Source organism: uncultured Aquabacterium sp. (assembly GCF_947366995.1).
In the GTDB taxonomy this organism is placed as follows: Bacteria; Pseudomonadota; Gammaproteobacteria; order Burkholderiales; family Burkholderiaceae_C; genus Aquabacterium.
The window spans coordinates 44,974-61,274 of sequence record NZ_CANBCC010000016.1; the positions used below are offsets into that span (position 1 = coordinate 44,974).

15 protein-coding genes are annotated in these 16,301 nt (G+C 66.2%); 3 read left to right on the forward strand and 12 right to left on the reverse strand.

All coding sequences use genetic code 11. From position 1 onward, the window contains the following. The first annotated feature begins 29 nt into the window (after positions 1 to 29). The gene (gene gloA, locus Q0Z44_RS06675) at positions 30 to 449 is read left to right on the forward strand and encodes a lactoylglutathione lyase (RefSeq protein ID WP_298011353.1); all 420 of its coding nucleotides are present in this window, start codon (positions 30 to 32) and stop codon (positions 447 to 449) included. Between the two features lie 9 nt (positions 450 to 458). On the opposite strand, the gene Q0Z44_RS06680 is transcribed toward gloA, so the two are convergent. The 4 genes from Q0Z44_RS06680 to Q0Z44_RS06695 all read right to left on the reverse strand — a co-directional run bounded on the left by Q0Z44_RS06680 (position 459) and on the right by Q0Z44_RS06695 (position 5,735). Next, on the reverse strand, positions 459 to 2,486 hold the full coding sequence (locus Q0Z44_RS06680) for a methyl-accepting chemotaxis protein (RefSeq protein WP_298011354.1): 2,028 nt from the start codon (positions 2,484 to 2,486) through the stop codon (positions 459 to 461). 173 nt (positions 2,487 to 2,659) lie between these two features. Continuing rightward, complete coding sequence (gene aroC, locus Q0Z44_RS06685; protein ID WP_298011355.1) at positions 2,660 to 3,760, reverse strand: chorismate synthase; 1,101 nt, start codon at positions 3,758 to 3,760, stop codon at positions 2,660 to 2,662. A gap of 135 nt (positions 3,761 to 3,895) precedes the next feature. Next, entirely contained in the window at positions 3,896 to 4,366 is a 471-nt protein-coding gene (locus Q0Z44_RS06690; RefSeq protein WP_109036911.1) for a CBS domain-containing protein, read from the reverse strand. A gap of 127 nt (positions 4,367 to 4,493) precedes the next feature. Then, positions 4,494 to 5,735 carry a YihY family inner membrane protein gene (locus Q0Z44_RS06695; RefSeq protein ID WP_298011356.1) on the reverse strand — a complete coding sequence of 414 codons (1,242 nt, stop codon included), beginning with the start codon at positions 5,733 to 5,735 and terminating at the stop codon, positions 4,494 to 4,496. 117 nt (positions 5,736 to 5,852) lie between these two features. On the opposite strand from Q0Z44_RS06695, the gene Q0Z44_RS06700 reads away from it, so the two are divergent. After that, entirely contained in the window at positions 5,853 to 6,233 is a 381-nt protein-coding gene (locus tag Q0Z44_RS06700) for a DUF2069 domain-containing protein (protein WP_298011366.1), read from the forward strand. 2 nt (positions 6,234 to 6,235) lie between these two features. After that, the gene (locus tag Q0Z44_RS06705; RefSeq protein ID WP_298011357.1) at positions 6,236 to 7,690 is read left to right on the forward strand and encodes an FAD-binding oxidoreductase; all 1,455 of its coding nucleotides are present in this window, start codon (positions 6,236 to 6,238) and stop codon (positions 7,688 to 7,690) included. Between the two features lie 12 nt (positions 7,691 to 7,702). On the opposite strand, the gene Q0Z44_RS06710 is transcribed toward Q0Z44_RS06705, so the two are convergent. The 8 genes from Q0Z44_RS06710 to nuoL form a co-directional block, all read right to left on the reverse strand. Then, entirely contained in the window at positions 7,703 to 8,278 is a 576-nt protein-coding gene (locus Q0Z44_RS06710) for a PEP-CTERM sorting domain-containing protein (protein WP_298011358.1), read from the reverse strand. A gap of 26 nt (positions 8,279 to 8,304) precedes the next feature. Continuing rightward, complete coding sequence (locus Q0Z44_RS06715) at positions 8,305 to 9,822, reverse strand: alkaline phosphatase PhoX (protein WP_298011359.1); 1,518 nt, start codon at positions 9,820 to 9,822, stop codon at positions 8,305 to 8,307. A 158-nt stretch (positions 9,823 to 9,980) separates the two neighbouring features. Continuing rightward, positions 9,981 to 10,490, reverse strand: a complete 510-nt coding sequence (locus Q0Z44_RS06720) for a DUF1178 family protein (RefSeq protein WP_298011360.1) — start codon at positions 10,488 to 10,490, stop codon at positions 9,981 to 9,983. 15 nt (positions 10,491 to 10,505) lie between these two features. Continuing rightward, complete coding sequence (locus Q0Z44_RS06725; protein ID WP_298011361.1) at positions 10,506 to 11,111, reverse strand: NUDIX hydrolase; 606 nt, start codon at positions 11,109 to 11,111, stop codon at positions 10,506 to 10,508. Between the two features lie 69 nt (positions 11,112 to 11,180). After that, complete coding sequence (locus tag Q0Z44_RS06730) at positions 11,181 to 11,486, reverse strand: DUF2818 family protein (protein ID WP_298011362.1); 306 nt, start codon at positions 11,484 to 11,486, stop codon at positions 11,181 to 11,183. Positions 11,487 to 11,524: 38 nt separating this feature from the next. Next, positions 11,525 to 13,006: an NADH-quinone oxidoreductase subunit NuoN gene (gene nuoN, locus Q0Z44_RS06735; RefSeq protein ID WP_298011363.1), complete on the reverse strand. Its 1,482-nt coding sequence runs from the start codon at positions 13,004 to 13,006 to the stop codon at positions 11,525 to 11,527. 13 nt (positions 13,007 to 13,019) lie between these two features. Next, positions 13,020 to 14,498, reverse strand: coding sequence for an NADH-quinone oxidoreductase subunit M (locus tag Q0Z44_RS06740; protein WP_298011367.1), 1,479 nt, complete (start codon positions 14,496 to 14,498; stop codon positions 13,020 to 13,022). Between the two features lie 25 nt (positions 14,499 to 14,523). Continuing rightward, a partial coding sequence (gene nuoL / locus Q0Z44_RS06745) for an NADH-quinone oxidoreductase subunit L (RefSeq protein ID WP_298011364.1) occupies positions 14,524 to 16,301 on the reverse strand: 1,778 nt, incomplete at its 5' end.

Consider the following 16,301-nt stretch of genomic DNA (forward strand, 5'->3'; position numbering starts at 1 on the left):
TCGGGTCCTCGAATTGAAGGACCCACTCCATGCGACTGCTCCACACCATGCTGCGCGTCGGCGATCTCCAGCGATCGATCGACTTCTACACCCAGGCCCTGGGCATGACGCTGTTGCGGACCACCGATCGGCCTGAACAGCAGTACACGCTGGCCTTTCTGGGCTATGGCCGCAACCCCGAGCACGCCGAGATCGAGTTGACCTACAACTACGGCGTGAGCCAGTACGAGCTGGGCACGGCCTATGGCCACATCGCCATCGGCGTGGACAACGCCGCCGCGGTCTGCGACGCCGTGCGCGCCAAGACAACCACGCTGGGTGGCGCGGTCACACGCGAAGCCGGCCCCATCAAGGGCGGCTCCACCGTGATCGCGTTCATCACCGACCCGGATGGCTACAAGGTGGAACTGATCGAGCGCCCGGAGGCGGCCAACGAACTCAACGCCTGAGCCACAGCCTCAGGGCAGACGGAAGTTGCCGACCGCCTGGGCCAGTGCCTCGGCCTGATGCTTGAGCGCACGGGCCGCCGCCGCCGTCTGCTCCACCAGGGCTGCGTTCTCCTGCGTGACGCGGTCCAGATCCTGAACCGCGCGCCCGACCTGGGCCACGCCCGCGCTCTGCTCGCGTGACGCCGTCGCGATGTCCGACAGCAAGCCATTCATGCGCTGGGCGTTGGCCACGATGTCGGCCATGGTCGTGCCCGCGCCCTGCACCACGGTCGCGCCACTGGTGACGCGGGTGACGCTGTCCTGAATCAGCTGCTTGATCTCCTGGGCTGCCGTTGCGCTGCGCCGAGCCAATGCCCGCACCTCGCCGGCCACGACTGCGAAACCGCGCCCCTGCTCGCCAGCCCTCGCCGCTTCCACCGCGGCATTCAGCGCCAGGATGTTGGTCTGAAAGGCGATCCCATCGATCACGCCGATGATGTCCCCAATGCGAGACGAGGACTGGTGGATCTCGCTCATCGTGTGCACCACGCGCTCGATCTCGGTGCCGCCGCGGGTCGCCACATCGGCATTGCCCGAGGCCATCTCGGCAGCCGTCATCGCGTGGGCCGCGGTCTGCTGCACCGTGGCGGCCATCTCTTCCATCGACGACGCCGACTCCTCCAGGTTGGCCGCCGTGCGCTCTGTGCGGGTGGACAGGTCCAACGAGCCGGCCGCGATCTCGGAGCTCGACTCCACGATGACCCGTGCCGCTGCGCGCACCTCGCTGACAAGGCCCCGCATCGCACGCTGCATGTCGGCCATGGTGTTCATCAAGGCCGCCGCCTCATCCCGGCCCCACGGGCGCGGCGAGGTGGTCAGATCACCACGCGTCATGGCAACCAGGTGGTGACGGACCTCATCCATGCCGCCCCGCGTGACGCGGTAGAAGCAATACAGCAGGTAGGCCGCCAGCACAACGCACACGGTGGTCAGCACACTGACCGCCCACACCTCGCGCTGAAGATGGCGCTCGCGCTCGGCCAGCAGGCCATCGAGCGCGGGCAGCCCCGCATGGAACAAGCGAAAGCCCGCCTGGACCGCGGCGTTGCCCGCCCGATTCACCCCGCTCACGTCCGGCGGCAGCGGCTTGCCTGCCACCCGATCGGCAGCAAGTGCGACCAGCGAGGCAACCGGCTCTCGGAGGGCCTCCACGGGCAAGGCCGCGCTCGCCTGTGCTGCGCTCGACTTGCGCAACGAGGTCTCGATCTGCACCAGGCGACGCAGCAGGGTCTGCGCGTCGCGGTCCATCTCGGCCACGGCGTCGGCCGGTGCCCCGCCCCGCTTGATGGCCGACACCAGGCGCCCGCGCAATCGGCCCGCCGTGGCGGCCAGGTCCGGTGCGGCAATCATCACCGCGTCCATCATGTAATAGCTGGCGATCTCGGGATCGAGCGCCAGATTCGACTGGTCCACCACTGCATCCAGCATCGCGAACTGCTGCTGCAGAGCCAGGTTGAATGTTTCGAAGATGGCCTCTGCATCCGACAGCGGCATCGCTTCGGCCCGGTTCAGCGCATCGGTCAGCGGCTTCCAGCGCGATGTCACGCCCAGCAAGCCCCCGCGCGCTGCATGCTGGGTCGTCAAGGCCTCCAGCGCCTGACGTACCGCCATCCGGGCGGGTTCGAACCCGGCGGCCGGTTCACCGCGCGCAGCGGCGCGTGCCTGCTGTTGCATCGTGGTGGTCGACTCCACCAGTGCCAGTAAAGGACCGGCGTACGCCACGCCGGCTCGCTCGGCTTCCACAAAGCGCAGATTCAGATGGTGTGACCACTGGTAGGACGCGCCCAACACCACCAGCGGCACGAGGAAGGCCCCCGAAATAATCAGCGCCTTCGCCCGGAACCCGAGGCTGCGAAACAACCTGACGCCGGGCGCCCAGATACCGTGGTACTGGAAGAACCCGCGCACGGGGTGCGAGCGTGTGGTGCAGACCCCGGTGGCATCCTGGGCGCGGCCGCGCGACCAGGGCATCGAGGTTGGGGGGAACATCGTGCTCATCAGGGCTCCTTGGAAAACCTGCCTGCCGGACGAGGCGGAGCCAGCCTCGACCCGCGGTTGCTGTGACGAAATGCCGACATTCCATCACCGCCCCGGTTTTTTCCAAATCCTGAAAAAGCCGTGCTTTTTGCCGGACTAACGTGCACCTTGAACGTGCACGCCGGCAAGGTACATCAATCGCGTGCGGCCGGGATGCGGGGCGTGTCCACCCGCACGTCGCCACACTGTGCACGGTGGCGCAGCGCGTGGTCGATCAGAACCAGCGCCAGCATCGCCTCGGCGATCGGCGTGGCGCGGATGCCCACGCACGGGTCATGGCGGCCGAAGGTCTCTACCGTGGCGGCCTGCCCGGCCAGGTCAATGGACTGACGCGGTGTACGGATCGAGCTGGTCGGCTTGATCGCGATCGCCACACGCAGATCCTGCCCCGTCGAGATGCCCCCCAACACCCCCCCGGCGTGGTTCGAGCCGAAGCCCTCGGCGTACAGCTCGTCGCCATGCACTGAACCGCGCTGGCTGACGCTCTCGAACCCGGCGCCAATCTCAACGCCCTTGACCGCATTGATGCCCATCATCGCGTAGGCAATGTCGGCATCCAGCTTGTCGAACAGCGGCTCGCCGAGGCCCACCGGCATGCCGGACGCCTCGACGATGAGCTTCGCACCGCAGGAATCACCGGCCTTGCGCAGCTCGTCCATGTAGGTTTCGAGCTGCTCGATCTGGCTCGCGTTGGCCGCAAAGAACGGGTTGTTCGGCACGTGGGCCCAGTCCTCAAACGCAATCGGCAGCTCTCCCAGCTGCATCATGCAGCCGCGGATCTCGGTGCCGAACTGCTCGCGCAGCCACTTCTTGGCCACGGCGCCCGCCGCCACCATGGGCGCTGTCAGGCGGGCCGAGGAGCGGCCACCGCCACGCGGGTCGCGAATGCCGTACTTGTGCCAGTACGTGTAGTCGGCATGCCCGGGGCGAAAGGTCTGCAGGATGTTGCCGTAGTCCTTGCTGCGCTGGTCGGTGTTGCGGATCAGCAGCGCAATCGGGGCGCCCGTGGTGCGCCCTTCGTAGACGCCACTGAGGATCTCGACGGCGTCTGGCTCGTTGCGCTGCGTGACGTGGCGCGAGGTGCCGGGGCGACGGCGGTCGAGGTCGGGCTGGATATCGGCTTCCGACAAGGCCATGCCCGGCGGGCAGCCGTCAATGACGCAGCCGATGGCCGGGCCATGCGATTCGCCGAAGTTCGTGACCGTGAACAAGAGACCGAAGGTGCTGCCAGCCATTGCGCCAACCAGAGTGAGGAAACCGGAAAACCTGCATTGTCGCCGATCGCATGGCGACACGCGCAAATGCGAACGCCCGGCGCGGGCCGGGCGTGAGGCGGAAAACGGCGTGCCCGCCGCTTCAGCGCAGGCGGGTCAGAGCAGCGCCGGGCGCTCTGCCGCGCCCTCTTCTTCCACCGGCCAGTCGCGGATGTAGGCCTTGAGCATGCGGTTTTCGAAGTCCTGTCCGTCCACCACGGCCTTGGCCACGTCGTAGAACGAGATCACGCCCATGAGGGTCTTCTGCGTCATCACGGGCATGTAACGCGCATGGCGGTTCAGCATCATGCGACGCACCTCGTCGATCTCGGTGTCGGGGGTGCAGGTCAGCGGATGGTCGTCCATCACCGAACGCACCAGCAGCGTGCCGAAGCTGCCGCCATTGCGTACCGTACCCTGGATCACCTCACGGAAGGTCAGCATGCCGACCAGATCCCCGTGCTCCATCACCACCAGCGAACCGATGTCGCGCTCGGCCATCGTGGAGGCGGCTTCACTCAGAGGTTGATCCGGCTGCACGGTGAACAGGGTGCTGCCCTTGACGCGCAGGATGTCGCTGACTTTCATGGGGGCCTCTCCTTGGAGCAGGTTGAACAAAGCGGGGCCAGACCCCTGTGTCGTTGAATATAGCCGCTTGGCCCGGGGTGGCCAAGGGGGTTTCACGGTAGCGCCACTGTCATCGAATGGGGTTGAATCAGGTCGGCAGCGCGTCAGCCACCGTGATGGCGTCGAGCCGAGCCGCGTGCCAGAACCCGATCGTGATCCCGTCCGGCCGCAACAGCAAGGCGCCCAGCAAGGGGTTCAGCGGCGTCGTGGCCGGGTCGCACAGCAGGGTGTAGCGTCCCCCGGTGTCGTCCTCGTCGGCCAGCCGGCCCACCCAGTCCAGCGTCACCAGCAGGTCGAGCACGGGCTCGGTCTGGAGCGGGTCGGTCCTCAGCTGCTCTGCCAGGGCCTCGGCCGTCAGGCCACGGGCCTCGGTGCGTCGCGCGGCCCGCAGTGCCGCCAGCACGGCCAATGCCAGGGCGAACCGCTGCCCCGGCGTGTCGGGCCACCGCTTCGCCTGTGAGAGCAGACTGGGCGCGTAGGCCGCCACCACCGCCCCCATCAGCACGATGAGCCAGCTGAGGTAGATCCAGATGAGGAAGATGGGCATCGCCGCGAATGCGCCATAGACCGTCGAATACACCGGCACCTGCGCGAGGTAGAAGGCCAGCGCCTTCTGCGCCAACTCAAGGCCCACGGAGGCAAAGAGCGCGCCGCTCCAGGCGTGGGGCCAGCGCACGAAGGTGTTCGGCACGAAGCGGTACAGGGCGGCGAAGCCCGCAGTCTGCAGCAGGAAGACGATGCTGGTCAGCACCAGGCTCAGACCGCCCGGCAGGTCGGCCACCAGCCCGCGAGACGCCGACAGCACATACGAGGTCACGGACAGGCTGACGGCGGCCACCAGCGGCCCGAGCGTCAGCGCAGCCCAGTACACCAGCACCCGCTGCGCGATCGGCCGCGGGCGCCGCACACGCCAGATGCCGTTGAGCGTGTGGTCGATGGTCAGCATCAGCGCCATCGCCGTGAAACCCAGCGCCACCAGGCCCAGGCCCCCGAGCTGGCTCGCCTTGGCGGCGAACTTGGTCAGCGTCAGCAACACCGGCTTGGCAATCATGTCGGGCACCAGCCCGGCCAGCACCTGCTGCTCCAGCACCTTGCGAAACCGCGCAAACACCGGAAACGCGCTGAACAGGGCCAGCATCACCGTGAACAAGGGCACCAGCGCGATCGTGGTGGTAAAGGTCAAGCTGCCGGCGGTGAGCCCCAGGCGATCCTCACGAAAACGGTGGCGCAGCGTCTCGTAGGTCTGCCCCCAGGGCCACTGGATCAGCATCTGTACAAACCGGCGCCAGCGCGACAGGCTGGCCCGCCGGGCGGTCCGCAACACATTCATCTGGCTATGATGCCAGCCTCACGCCCTTCCCCACGCTGAAAGAGTCCCGCTGTGTCCGTTCCCGATCCCCTCACCGAGCCAGTTCTCGGCCAGCACCCGCCCGAACGCCGGCGGCAGATCGAGGCGCTGCGTCGCGTCAACATCGGCGCGCTGCTGGGGCTGATTGCGCTCGGCGTGGCGTGGGAACTGTGGCTTGCCCCGCTGCAGGGCGGCAGTGGCGGCGCGCTGGCCTTGAAGGTGGTGCCGCTCACGTTCGGCATCGCCGGCCTGCTCAAGCACCGTCTCTACACCTGCCGCTGGCTGTCGTTGCTGGTGTGGCTGTACTTCACCGAAGGCGTGGTGCGTGCCGCGGGCGACACGGGCTTGTCGCAGCAACTGGCCTTTGTTGAAGTGGCGCTCAGTGTGGTGCTGTTTGTGGGCTGCGCGGCCTATGTGCGCCTGCGACTGCGCGTGCTGCCCCCGAAGGAAAAGGGCGCCCTCCGCAGCGCCGCCGAGTGACCATGCCCGACACGGCCGACGCCCTGGTTGCCGCCCTGCGCCAAGCGCTCGGCGCAGCTGCCGTGCTCTCTTCCGAGGCACAGGCCGACGAACACGCACGTTATCTGAGCGACTGGCGGCAGCGCTACCACGGCCGCGCCCGGGCCATCGCCCGCCCAGCCAGCACCGAAGAGGTCGCCACGGTCGTCCGCCTGTGCGCGCAGCACGGTGCCACCATCGTGCCTCAGGGCGGCAACACCGGGCTGGTGGGCGGCAGCGTGCCCGACGCATCAGGTAAACAGGTGGTGCTCTCGCTGAGCCGCTTGAACCGCGTCCTGGCGGTCGACGCCGCCAACCTGTCGATGACGGTTCAGGCCGGCTGCACCCTTGCACAAGTCCAGGACGCTGCAGCGGCCGCCGGACTTCTGTTTCCGCTCAGCCTCGCCTCTGAAGGAACGTGCACGATTGGGGGCAACCTCGCAACCAATGCCGGTGGCACCCAGGTGCTGCGCTATGGCACGGCACGCGAACTGTGCCTGGGCATTGAGGTCGTCACAGCACACGGCGAGGTCCTTGATGTCCTCAGCAGCCTGCGCAAGAACAACACGGGCTACGCCCTGCGCGACCTCTTCATCGGCAGCGAAGGCACGCTCGGCATCATCACGGCGGCCAGCCTGCGGCTGTATACGCGCCCACAGGGCTTGTGCACGGCCCTGGTGGCTTGCGCCGACATGAGTGCGGCGGTGGCGCTGCTGCAGGCTGCACGCCGACATCTGGATGCCGGGCTCACTGCGTTCGAGGTCATGGAAGCCCTGCCGCTGTCGCTGGTGGCTCGGCATCTGCCCGACGCCGCTCGCCCGATGGCGCCGTTCAACGCGAACCACCCAGGCGTGCAGCCACCGTGGCTCGTGCTGATGGAATACGCGAGCAGCGTGTCGGCTCCCCACGCCGCAGAAACCCTGCAGGGCTGGCTCGACGAGGTGCTCACCACCGGCCTCGCGCAGAACGCCGCGCTGGCGCACAACGAGCACCAGCGGAGGGCCATGTGGGCCCTCCGCGAGAGCATCCCACTCGCTGAAAAGACAGAGGGCCTGATGGTCAAGCACGACATCGGCATGCCCACCTCGGCCGTCCCGGCCTTCGTCGCAGAAGCCGGTCGGGCCATCACCCAACGCTGGCCGGATGCGCGGGTGGTCTGCTTCGGCCACCTGGGCGACGGCAATCTGCACTACAACGTGCAGCCGCCCGCCTCGGCGCGCAGCGGCCCTGCCCTGGCGATCTTTGAGGGCGAGGTCAACGCCCTGGTGTTCGGCCTCGTGATGGCGCGGGGCGGCACGCTGTCTGCCGAACACGGCATCGGCGCGCTACGCCGCGATGAACTGGCACGCCGCGCCGACCCGGTGGCCCTCGCCACCATGAAGGCCCTCAAGCAGGCCCTCGACCCGACCGGTCTTCTGAATCCCGGCCGGGTGCTCTGAAGGCCCGGAAGCTCAGACGCGACGACGGGCGCGCACCGCGCCGATCACGCCAAGACCCGCCAGCATCAAGGCAACCGATTCGGGCTCTGGCACCGCCGATACCGTCAGCGAGAACTGCTGACCCACTTTCAGGCCGTTGAGCTGAAGCGTCCAGTCGGTGGTGCCGGCGTTGCCGAACACGTCACCGATCTCGAGACCATAGCCTTCGCCGGGCTGGGCCAGTGTGATCTGCGCCGTGCCGCCCGCGCGCGACAGCACCGAGCCCGGTGCAAACGTGGTCTGCACGGTGCCGTCCGAACCGAAGCTCACGCCCTTGTCGAGCGTCAGCGTCACGAGCGACCAGTTGAAGCCGCTCAGGTTCGCCAGCACGGCGTCGAACTTCAGCTCCGCCGGGTCCGTCGCTTCCACCGTGAATACCAGCGTGGCAGGACGCTGGTTGACCAGGTTGAGGTCCAGGCTCAGCTCGCCGTCGGGCGAGTAGAAGCCGGCCAGGGCATTGCCCTGGAGCGACATGCCGGTCATCGTCACCGCGTGTGCGGACAGGGTCGCCGACAGCAGGGCCGCCGACAGGAAAGCGTGCTTGATCATGTGAAAACTCCGTTGATCTGTGTGATTCACTGGTTGCCACGCGCCCACGGGCCCGTGATGGCGAAGGTGATGCCCGGCGTCTGGATGTTGACGAACAGCACGCGGCCGCTCGGATCCCAGCAGGCCCCACAGAACTCGCTGCCCTGGTAGTCGCCCGCATTGATGGTCTTGCCGGCTGCGGCAATCTGCGCGGCCGTGAGGTTCACCGTGTTCTTCGCAAAGTAGTAGGCGTCGCCCTGGGCCGTCAGGCCGAACACGCGCGAACCCGAGCCATAGCTGTCCGGGCTGTTGCCACCGTCTTCACACAGCAGGATGCCGCCACGCGGGCTCACGGTGATGTTGTCGGGGTTGTTGCCCACCAGCTGGCCCCTGCTGACGTAGATGGCCTTCATCTTCATCGTGGCCAGATCCAGTTCCCAGACGGCGCCGTCGCCGCGGCCAGGGCGGCTGCTGCTGTCCACACCCACGCTCGTGTCGGCGATGTACATCTTGCCGGCGTGATACCAGATGCCCTCACCGCGACTCATCTGCAGGCAGCCCGCATTCCAGGCCTGCGCGAACGTGCCACTGCAGTTCGTCGTCGACGTGATGCCTGGCGGCACGGCGGTCAGGGCAGCCGTCGTCGTGATGTCGGCGTCCGGGTTGGCGATCGTCACCCACTCGAGCTCCACCTCGTCGCCCATCGACGCCACGATCAGGCTCGCGTTCGGGCGGCCCTTCACGCGGGCGGCCTGCAGTTCACCGCCCTGCACCAGCGAGCCCACGCCACCGGGCGTCACATGGGGCACGTAGCGGTACAGCGCGGACACGTTGCGAGCGTCCTCGGTCTCGTAGACGATGCCGGTCTTCGGGTCGACGGCCACGGCCTCGTGGGCAAAGCGGCCCATGCCCACAATGGGCTGGCCCGTGGTCTGCAGCGGATCGGCGGTCACCTCGAAGACATAGCCGTGCTTCTTGCCGGTGCTCGACACATTGTTGGTGTTGATCTCCTCGCAGCTCAGCCACGTGCCCCACGGCGTCACGCCACCAGCGCAGTTGACCAGCGTGCCGCCCAGGCTGGGCGCCATGCTGACCCAGTTGCCATCGCGGAAGACGAGGTTCGTGGTGCCGCCCAGCGCGGTGTCGCCAGCGATCAAGCCGTCGTCATAGACGCCGGGCGCCTGAATGCGGTTGGCGTAGCTACCGGTGCCGCGCTCGTGGTTGCGCACCAGCACCATCTCGGTCGAGCGACCGACCTGGCGCGTACGGACCACGGCCATGCCGTCGTGGTTGCTGGGGCAACGCTGGCCGTTGGCCATCAGATCGCCGGTCCAGCCGAAGGACTTGTACGAGAAGCCGGATGGCAGCATGAGCAGCGGCAGACCGGTGCTCAGGTCATTCACTGGCGCGAGCGCGCCATAGGGGCCTGTGACCAGGTTACTGAACCGGGTCGCGGCATGCGCCTGGCGCATCTGCAGCCCCTGCAGGGTGGTGAACAGGCCGGCGGCCATCAGAGCACCAGAGCCTTGCAGCATCTGGCGGCGCTTCATGTCATGGGGTTTCATGAGGGACCTTCTTGGGAGGGTGTGGGGCAGGACAACCCCGCCGCGCGGCGGGATCCCCACATCCTCGAAGGCCTCGATGACAGGCGCATGGCACTCCGCGCGTGCCCGACCCGCGCCCCCTCATGCAGGGGGTGACGTCTCCCGACGTCCGCACCCGCTCACTGCAGGCTGGACTTCGGCACCACCGGCCACGGCAAGGCCATCACTTCGATGCCCTCGTCCGCGAGCGCCTCACGCTCTTCCGCTGAAGCCTGGCCCCGGATGCCCCGCTCCGGCGCCTCGCCGTGGTGGATACGGCGCGCCTCCTCCGCGAACCGTTCGCCCACGTCCTCCGTGCGGGACGCCACCTCGCGGACCAGTTCAGCGTACATCGATCGCAAGGCGCGAGCGACGTCTTGTGCCGTTTCGGCGTGGCGCGCACCTTCCGGTGACAGGCCGCCCCCTCCGCTCACAGAAGCATCGGGCACCGACGCCGGGGCGGCCTGCGCCGCTTCCTTCATCCCCGACACATTGAGCCGGGGCGCTGAGGGGCGCCGCACCACCTCGTGTCCACCACAGATGGGGCAAGTCACCAGCCCGCGCGCCTGCTGGTCGGCCAGGTCATCCGCCGAGCCGAACCAGCCCTCGAAGTCGTGCCCGAGGGCACAGTGCAGATCCACCACCAACATGATCCGAGGCTCGTTTCAGACGGTCTGCCAATCCAGCGACCAGTTTCCAGCACGCCACTGCGCCAGCCACATCATGCCCACAATGGTCTTCGCGTCCGTGAGCCGGCCGTCGCGCATCCAGCCTTCAAGCTCGGCCTGCGTGGCCGCGAACACGTCCAGGAACTCGCCCTCGTCGAGTTGCCGCTCGCCCTCGGTGAGCTCATCGGCGAACCAGATCTCGATGAACTCGTTGGCGTAGCCGATCACCGGATGCATCTGCCCCGCCCTGGCCCAGCGACGCGCCACATAGCCGGTCTCCTCGAACAGCTCGCGTTGCGCGCACACCAGGCCGCCCTCGCCCGGATCGAGCTTGCCCGCGGGAAACTCGATCATCGTGCGCGAAACGGGATAACGGTATTGCCTCTCGACCACCAGACGGCCATCGGGCAGGATCGGCACCACCATCACCGCACCCGGATGGACGACGTACTCACGGGTGGCCGGACGGCCGTCAGGCAGTTCGATGCGGTCGCGCCGCATGGACAGAAAGCGCCCCTCGTAGACCGTTTCCGACGACACGGTGTGCTCGCGCAGGTGCGCGTCATCGGCATCGACCACAGAGGCATCCAGGGGCAAGGTCATCGCAGTTCCTGTCGAGAGTAAGGCAGCCACCTGTCGTGCGGGCAGCACGCGTGCCCGCCTGCCCGCGGCTCAATGACGGCGCAGATAACGCCAGACGAAACCCGGGAAGGCCAGCGTCAGGAAGACGCACAACCACACAGCCACGAACTCCCAGCGCACCGGGCTGGCCTGACCCAGGTGCGATTCAAGCGCACGGCCCAGCAGCGCCACCAGCGCCGCATACACGAGCAGTTCAAGCAAGCGCCAGGCCACGGCCTTTGCCTCGCGGCGGGGGCCAAACAGAAACAGGCGCTCGTTCACGAAAGGCAAATTGGCCGCCACAAGGGCGGCCAGCAGCACCACAGACACCGCCCAGACGGGCACCAGGCCCGTCATGCGGCGTACTCCATGTCAATGCACGACATCGTCGTCACTCAACCAGCGAGCGACTGGGTGATGGCGCGGGCGCACAGGGCCATCAGGCCACCAGGCAGGACGCCGAGGACCAGCACGGCCAGTGCGTTCACCGACAGCAGCGCGCGGGCGGCGCCGCCTTCGGCCACCGGGGTGACGTCCGTCGGTTCGTCAAAGTACATGACCTTGATGACGCGCAGGTAGTAGAACGCACCGATCAGCGACAGCACCACGGCCACGATCGAGATCTGCAGAAGCAGCGGCGAGTTTGTCGTGATCAGCGCCTGCAGCACGGCCAGCTTGGCATAGAAACCCACCGTCGGCGGGATGCCGGCCAGCGAGAACATGAACACGGCCATGGCACCGGCCAGCACCGGGCTGCGCTTGTTCAGACCGGCCAGATCCGAGATCTGCTCGGACTCGAAGCCCGGGCGCGACAGGATCATGATCAGACCGAAGGTGCCCAGCGTGGTCAGCACATAGGTCAGCACGTAGAACAGCGACGAGCCGTATCCGTTGCCGGCCGACACCGTGTTGCCCGCCACCACCGTGGGCACAAAGCCGAGCAGCATGAAGCCGAGTTGCGCAATGCCCGAGTACGCCAGCAAACGCTTCAGGTTGGTCTGCGCAATGGCGGCCAGGTTGCCGACCGTCATCGAGGCCACAGCCAGGATCAGCAGCATCTGCTGCCAGTCGGTGGCCAGGTTGATCATGCCTTCCACCAGCAGGCGGATGGTGATGGCGAACGCCGCCAGCTTCGGGGCGCCGGCCACCAGCAGCGTGACGGCCGTCGGGGCACCCTGGTAGACGTCGGGCACCCACATGTGGAACGGCACCACGCCGAGCTTGAACGCCAGACCGGCGACGATGAACACCACGCCGAACACCAGCACCTGCTTGTTGGCGGTGCCGGCCAGCGTGGCCTTGTAGACCTCGCCGATGTCCAACGAACCGGTGGCGCCGTACATCATCGACAGGCCATACAGCAGGAAGCCTGAAGCCAGCGCGCCCAGCACGAAGTACTTCATCGCAGCTTCGGTCGACTGGGCGTGGTCACGGCGCAGGGCCACGAGCGCATACAGCGACAGCGACATCAGCTCCAGGCCCAGGTAGATGGCCAGGAAGTTGTTGCCGATGATCATGATGGATATGCCCAGCAGCGCGAACATGCTCAGCGAGAACAGTTCGCCCTTGAGCATCTCGCGCGAGGCCGCGTACGTCTGCGCATAGACCAGCGAGCCCATCACGGCCAGCGTGGCGCACAGCGACAGCAGATGGCCCATGGCATCGGTCACCACCATCTGCTGCATGGCATAGACGGAGGCACCCGAGTCCAGCGCCTGCAGGTGCAGGCCGGCCACACCGGCCAGCGACAGCATCGTCAGGTAGTAGGTCGGCTTGCATTGCGGGCAGGTGACGAACAGGTCCACGAGCGCGACCAGACAGGCCATCGCCAGCAGGACGATCTCGGGGGTCACCGCGATCCAGTTGAGGTCAGTCATGTTGGTTCGGGCCTCAGTTCAGCTTGCTTTGAGCCACGTGCTTGAGCAGCTCCGTCACCGAGACGTGCATCACGTCGGTGAAGGGCTTGGGCTGGATGCCCATCCACAGCACGGCGGCGGCCAGGACGGCCAGGATCAGGAATTCACGGGCATTGATGTCGGTGAGTTCACGCACGTGGTCGTTGGTCACGTCACCGAAGTAGACGCGCTTGTACATCCACAGCGTGTAGGCCGCACCGAAGATCAGTGCGGTGGCTGCCAGCAGGCCGATCAGGAAGTCGTACTGCACGGCGCCCAGGATCACCATCCACTCGCCCACGAAGCCCGCGGTGCCCGGCAGACCACAGTTGGCCATCGAGAACAGCAGCGCAAAGGCAGCGAATTTCGGCATCGTGTTCACCACACCACCGTAGGACGAGATCTCACGCGAGTGCACGCGGTCGTACAGCACGCCGATGCTCAGGAACATGGCGCCCGAGACAAAGCCGTGGGCAATCATCTGCACCAGGCCACCGGACATCCCCAGCTCGTTGAAGATGAAGAAACCCAGGGTCACGAAACCCATGTGGGCGATGGACGAATAGGCCACCAGCTTCTTCATGTCCTGCTGCACCATGGCCACCAGACCGATGTAGATCACACCGACCAGCGACAGGGTGATGACGACCGGCGCGTACTCGTGCGACGCATCGGGCACGATCGGCAGCATGAAACGCAGGAATCCATAGCAACCGAGCTTCAGCATGATCGCGGCCAGCACGGCGGAACCACCTGTCGGCGCTTCCACGTGCACGTCGGGCAGCCAGGTGTGCACCGGGAACATCGGCACCTTGACGGCGAAGGCTGCGAAGAAGGCGATGAAGAGCAGCGTCTGCGGCGTGGCGGCCAGCGGCAGCTTGTGCCAGTCGAGGATGCTGAAGGAACCGCCCGACTTGTAGTACAGGAAGATCAGCGCGATCAGCATCAACAGCGAGCCGAGCAGCGTGTACAGAAAGAACTTGAAGGCAGCGTACACCCGACGCGGGCCGCCCCACATGCCGATGATGATGTACATCGGAATCAGGGTCGCCTCAAAGAACACGTAGAACAGCATGCCGTCGAGCGCCGAGAACACGCCGACCATCAGACCCGACAGGATCAGAAAAGCGCCGTAGTACTGGTGCGGACGGTCTTCAATGACCTCCCAGCCCGCCAGCACCACGATCACCGTGATGAAGGCCGTCAGGGGCACGAACCACATCGAGATGCCATCGACACCCAGGTGGTACATGACATTGAAGCGCTCGATCCAGGGCGCCTTCTCGACGAACTGCATGGCCGCCGTCGAGTTGTCGAAGCCGGTCATCAGCGGGATGGTGACCAGGAAGCCGGCGATTGCGCCGATCAGGGCCACCCAGCGGGTGAATGCGGCGTTCTCCTGGCGGCCGACGGCCAGCAGCAGGATCCCGAAGACCACCGGAACCCAGATGGCCAGAGAAAGGATGTTGGACATTGTTTGCATGGACTGGTCCCCGCGCTCAGGGCTGCATGAACACGAACCAGGTCATCAGGGCGAAGACCCCGAGGATCATGACCAGCGCGTAGTGATAGAGGTAACCGGTCTGGAACAGGCGGACCAGCGAACCGACCAGGCCGACCAGCTTGGCGGAACCGTTGACGGCCAGACCGTCGATCAGGGCCACGTCACCCACCTTCCAGAAGAAGCGGCCGATCAGGCGCGCCCCTGCGGCGAAGACGTTCTCGTTGATCCAGTCCATGTAGTACTTGTTCTCGCCGATCACGATCAGCGGACGCAGCACCTTGGCAAACATGGCCGGGATCTGCGGCGCCACCAGATAGAACACATAGGCCGTGACCACACCGCCCAGAGCCAGCCAGAACGGCACCGTGCTGAAGCCGTGCAGCGCCATCGCGGTCGCACCATGGAAATGGTGCGCCAGTTCGGCCATGGCAGGATGCTTGGCGGCATCGACGAAGATCGCGCCCTTGAAGAAGTCACCGAACAGCATGGGCTCGATGCACAGGAAGCCGATCACCACCGACGGAATGGCCAGCAGCAGCAGCGGTGCCGTCACCACCCAGGGCGACTCGTGCGGCTCATGGGCATGGCCGTGGTCGTCGTCGTGGTGGTCGTGCTCACCCGGGAACGGCTTGTGGTGGAAACGTTCCTTGCCATGGAAGACCAGGAAGTACATCCGGAAGCTGTAGAAGGCGGTGATGAACACACCGGCGGTCACGGCGAAGGTCGCGAAACCCGCGGCCGGCAGGTTGCTGGCGTGCACGGCCTCGATGATCGAGTCCTTCGAGTAGAAACCGGCGAAGAACGGCGTGCCGATCAGGGCGAGGTTGCCCAGCAGGGACGTGATCCACGTGATGGGCATGCGCTTCCACAGGCCACCCATGTTGCGGATGTCCTGATCGTGGTGCATGCCGATGATGACCGAGCCCGCACCGAGGAACAGCAGCGCCTTGAAGAAGGCGTGCGTCATCAGGTGGAAGACGGCCACGTTGTAGGCCGACACGCCCAGGGCCACAGTCATGTAACCCAGCTGCGACAGCGTGGAGTAAGCCACCACGCGCTTGATGTCGTTCTGGATGATGCCCAGGAAGCCCATGAACAGGGCCGTGATCGAGCCGATCACCAGGATGAAGTTCAGGGCCGCATCCGACAGCTCGAACAGCGGCGACATGCGCGACACCATGAAGATGCCGGCGGTCACCATGGTGGCCGCGTGAATCAGGGCCGAGATGGGCGTCGGGCCTTCCATCGAGTCGGGCAGCCACACGTGCAGCGGGAACTGCGCCGACTTGCCCATCGCACCGATGAACAGGCAGATGCAGATCACGGTGATCAGCGCCCAGTCGGTCTTGGGCAGCGTCAGCGTGGTCAGGTCACCCGCCTTGGCGAACAGCTCGGTGTAGTTCAGCGTGCCGGTGTAGGCCAGCAGCAGACCGATACCCAAGATGAAGCCGAAGTCACCCACGCGGTTGACCAGGAAGGCCTTCATGTTGGCGAAGGTCGCCGTGGGCTTCTTGAACCAGAAACCGATCAGCAGGTACGACACCAGACCCACCGCCTCCCAGCCGAAGAACAGCTGCAGGAGGTTGTTGCTCATCACGAGCATCAACATCGAGAAGGTGAACAGCGAGATGTACGAGAAGAAGCGCTGGTAGCCCGGGTCCTCTTCCATGTAGCCGATGGTGTAGATGTGCACCATCAGCGACACGAAGGTCACCACGCACATCATCATCGCGGTCAGGCCGTCGACCATGAAGCCGACTTCCATCTTCAGCG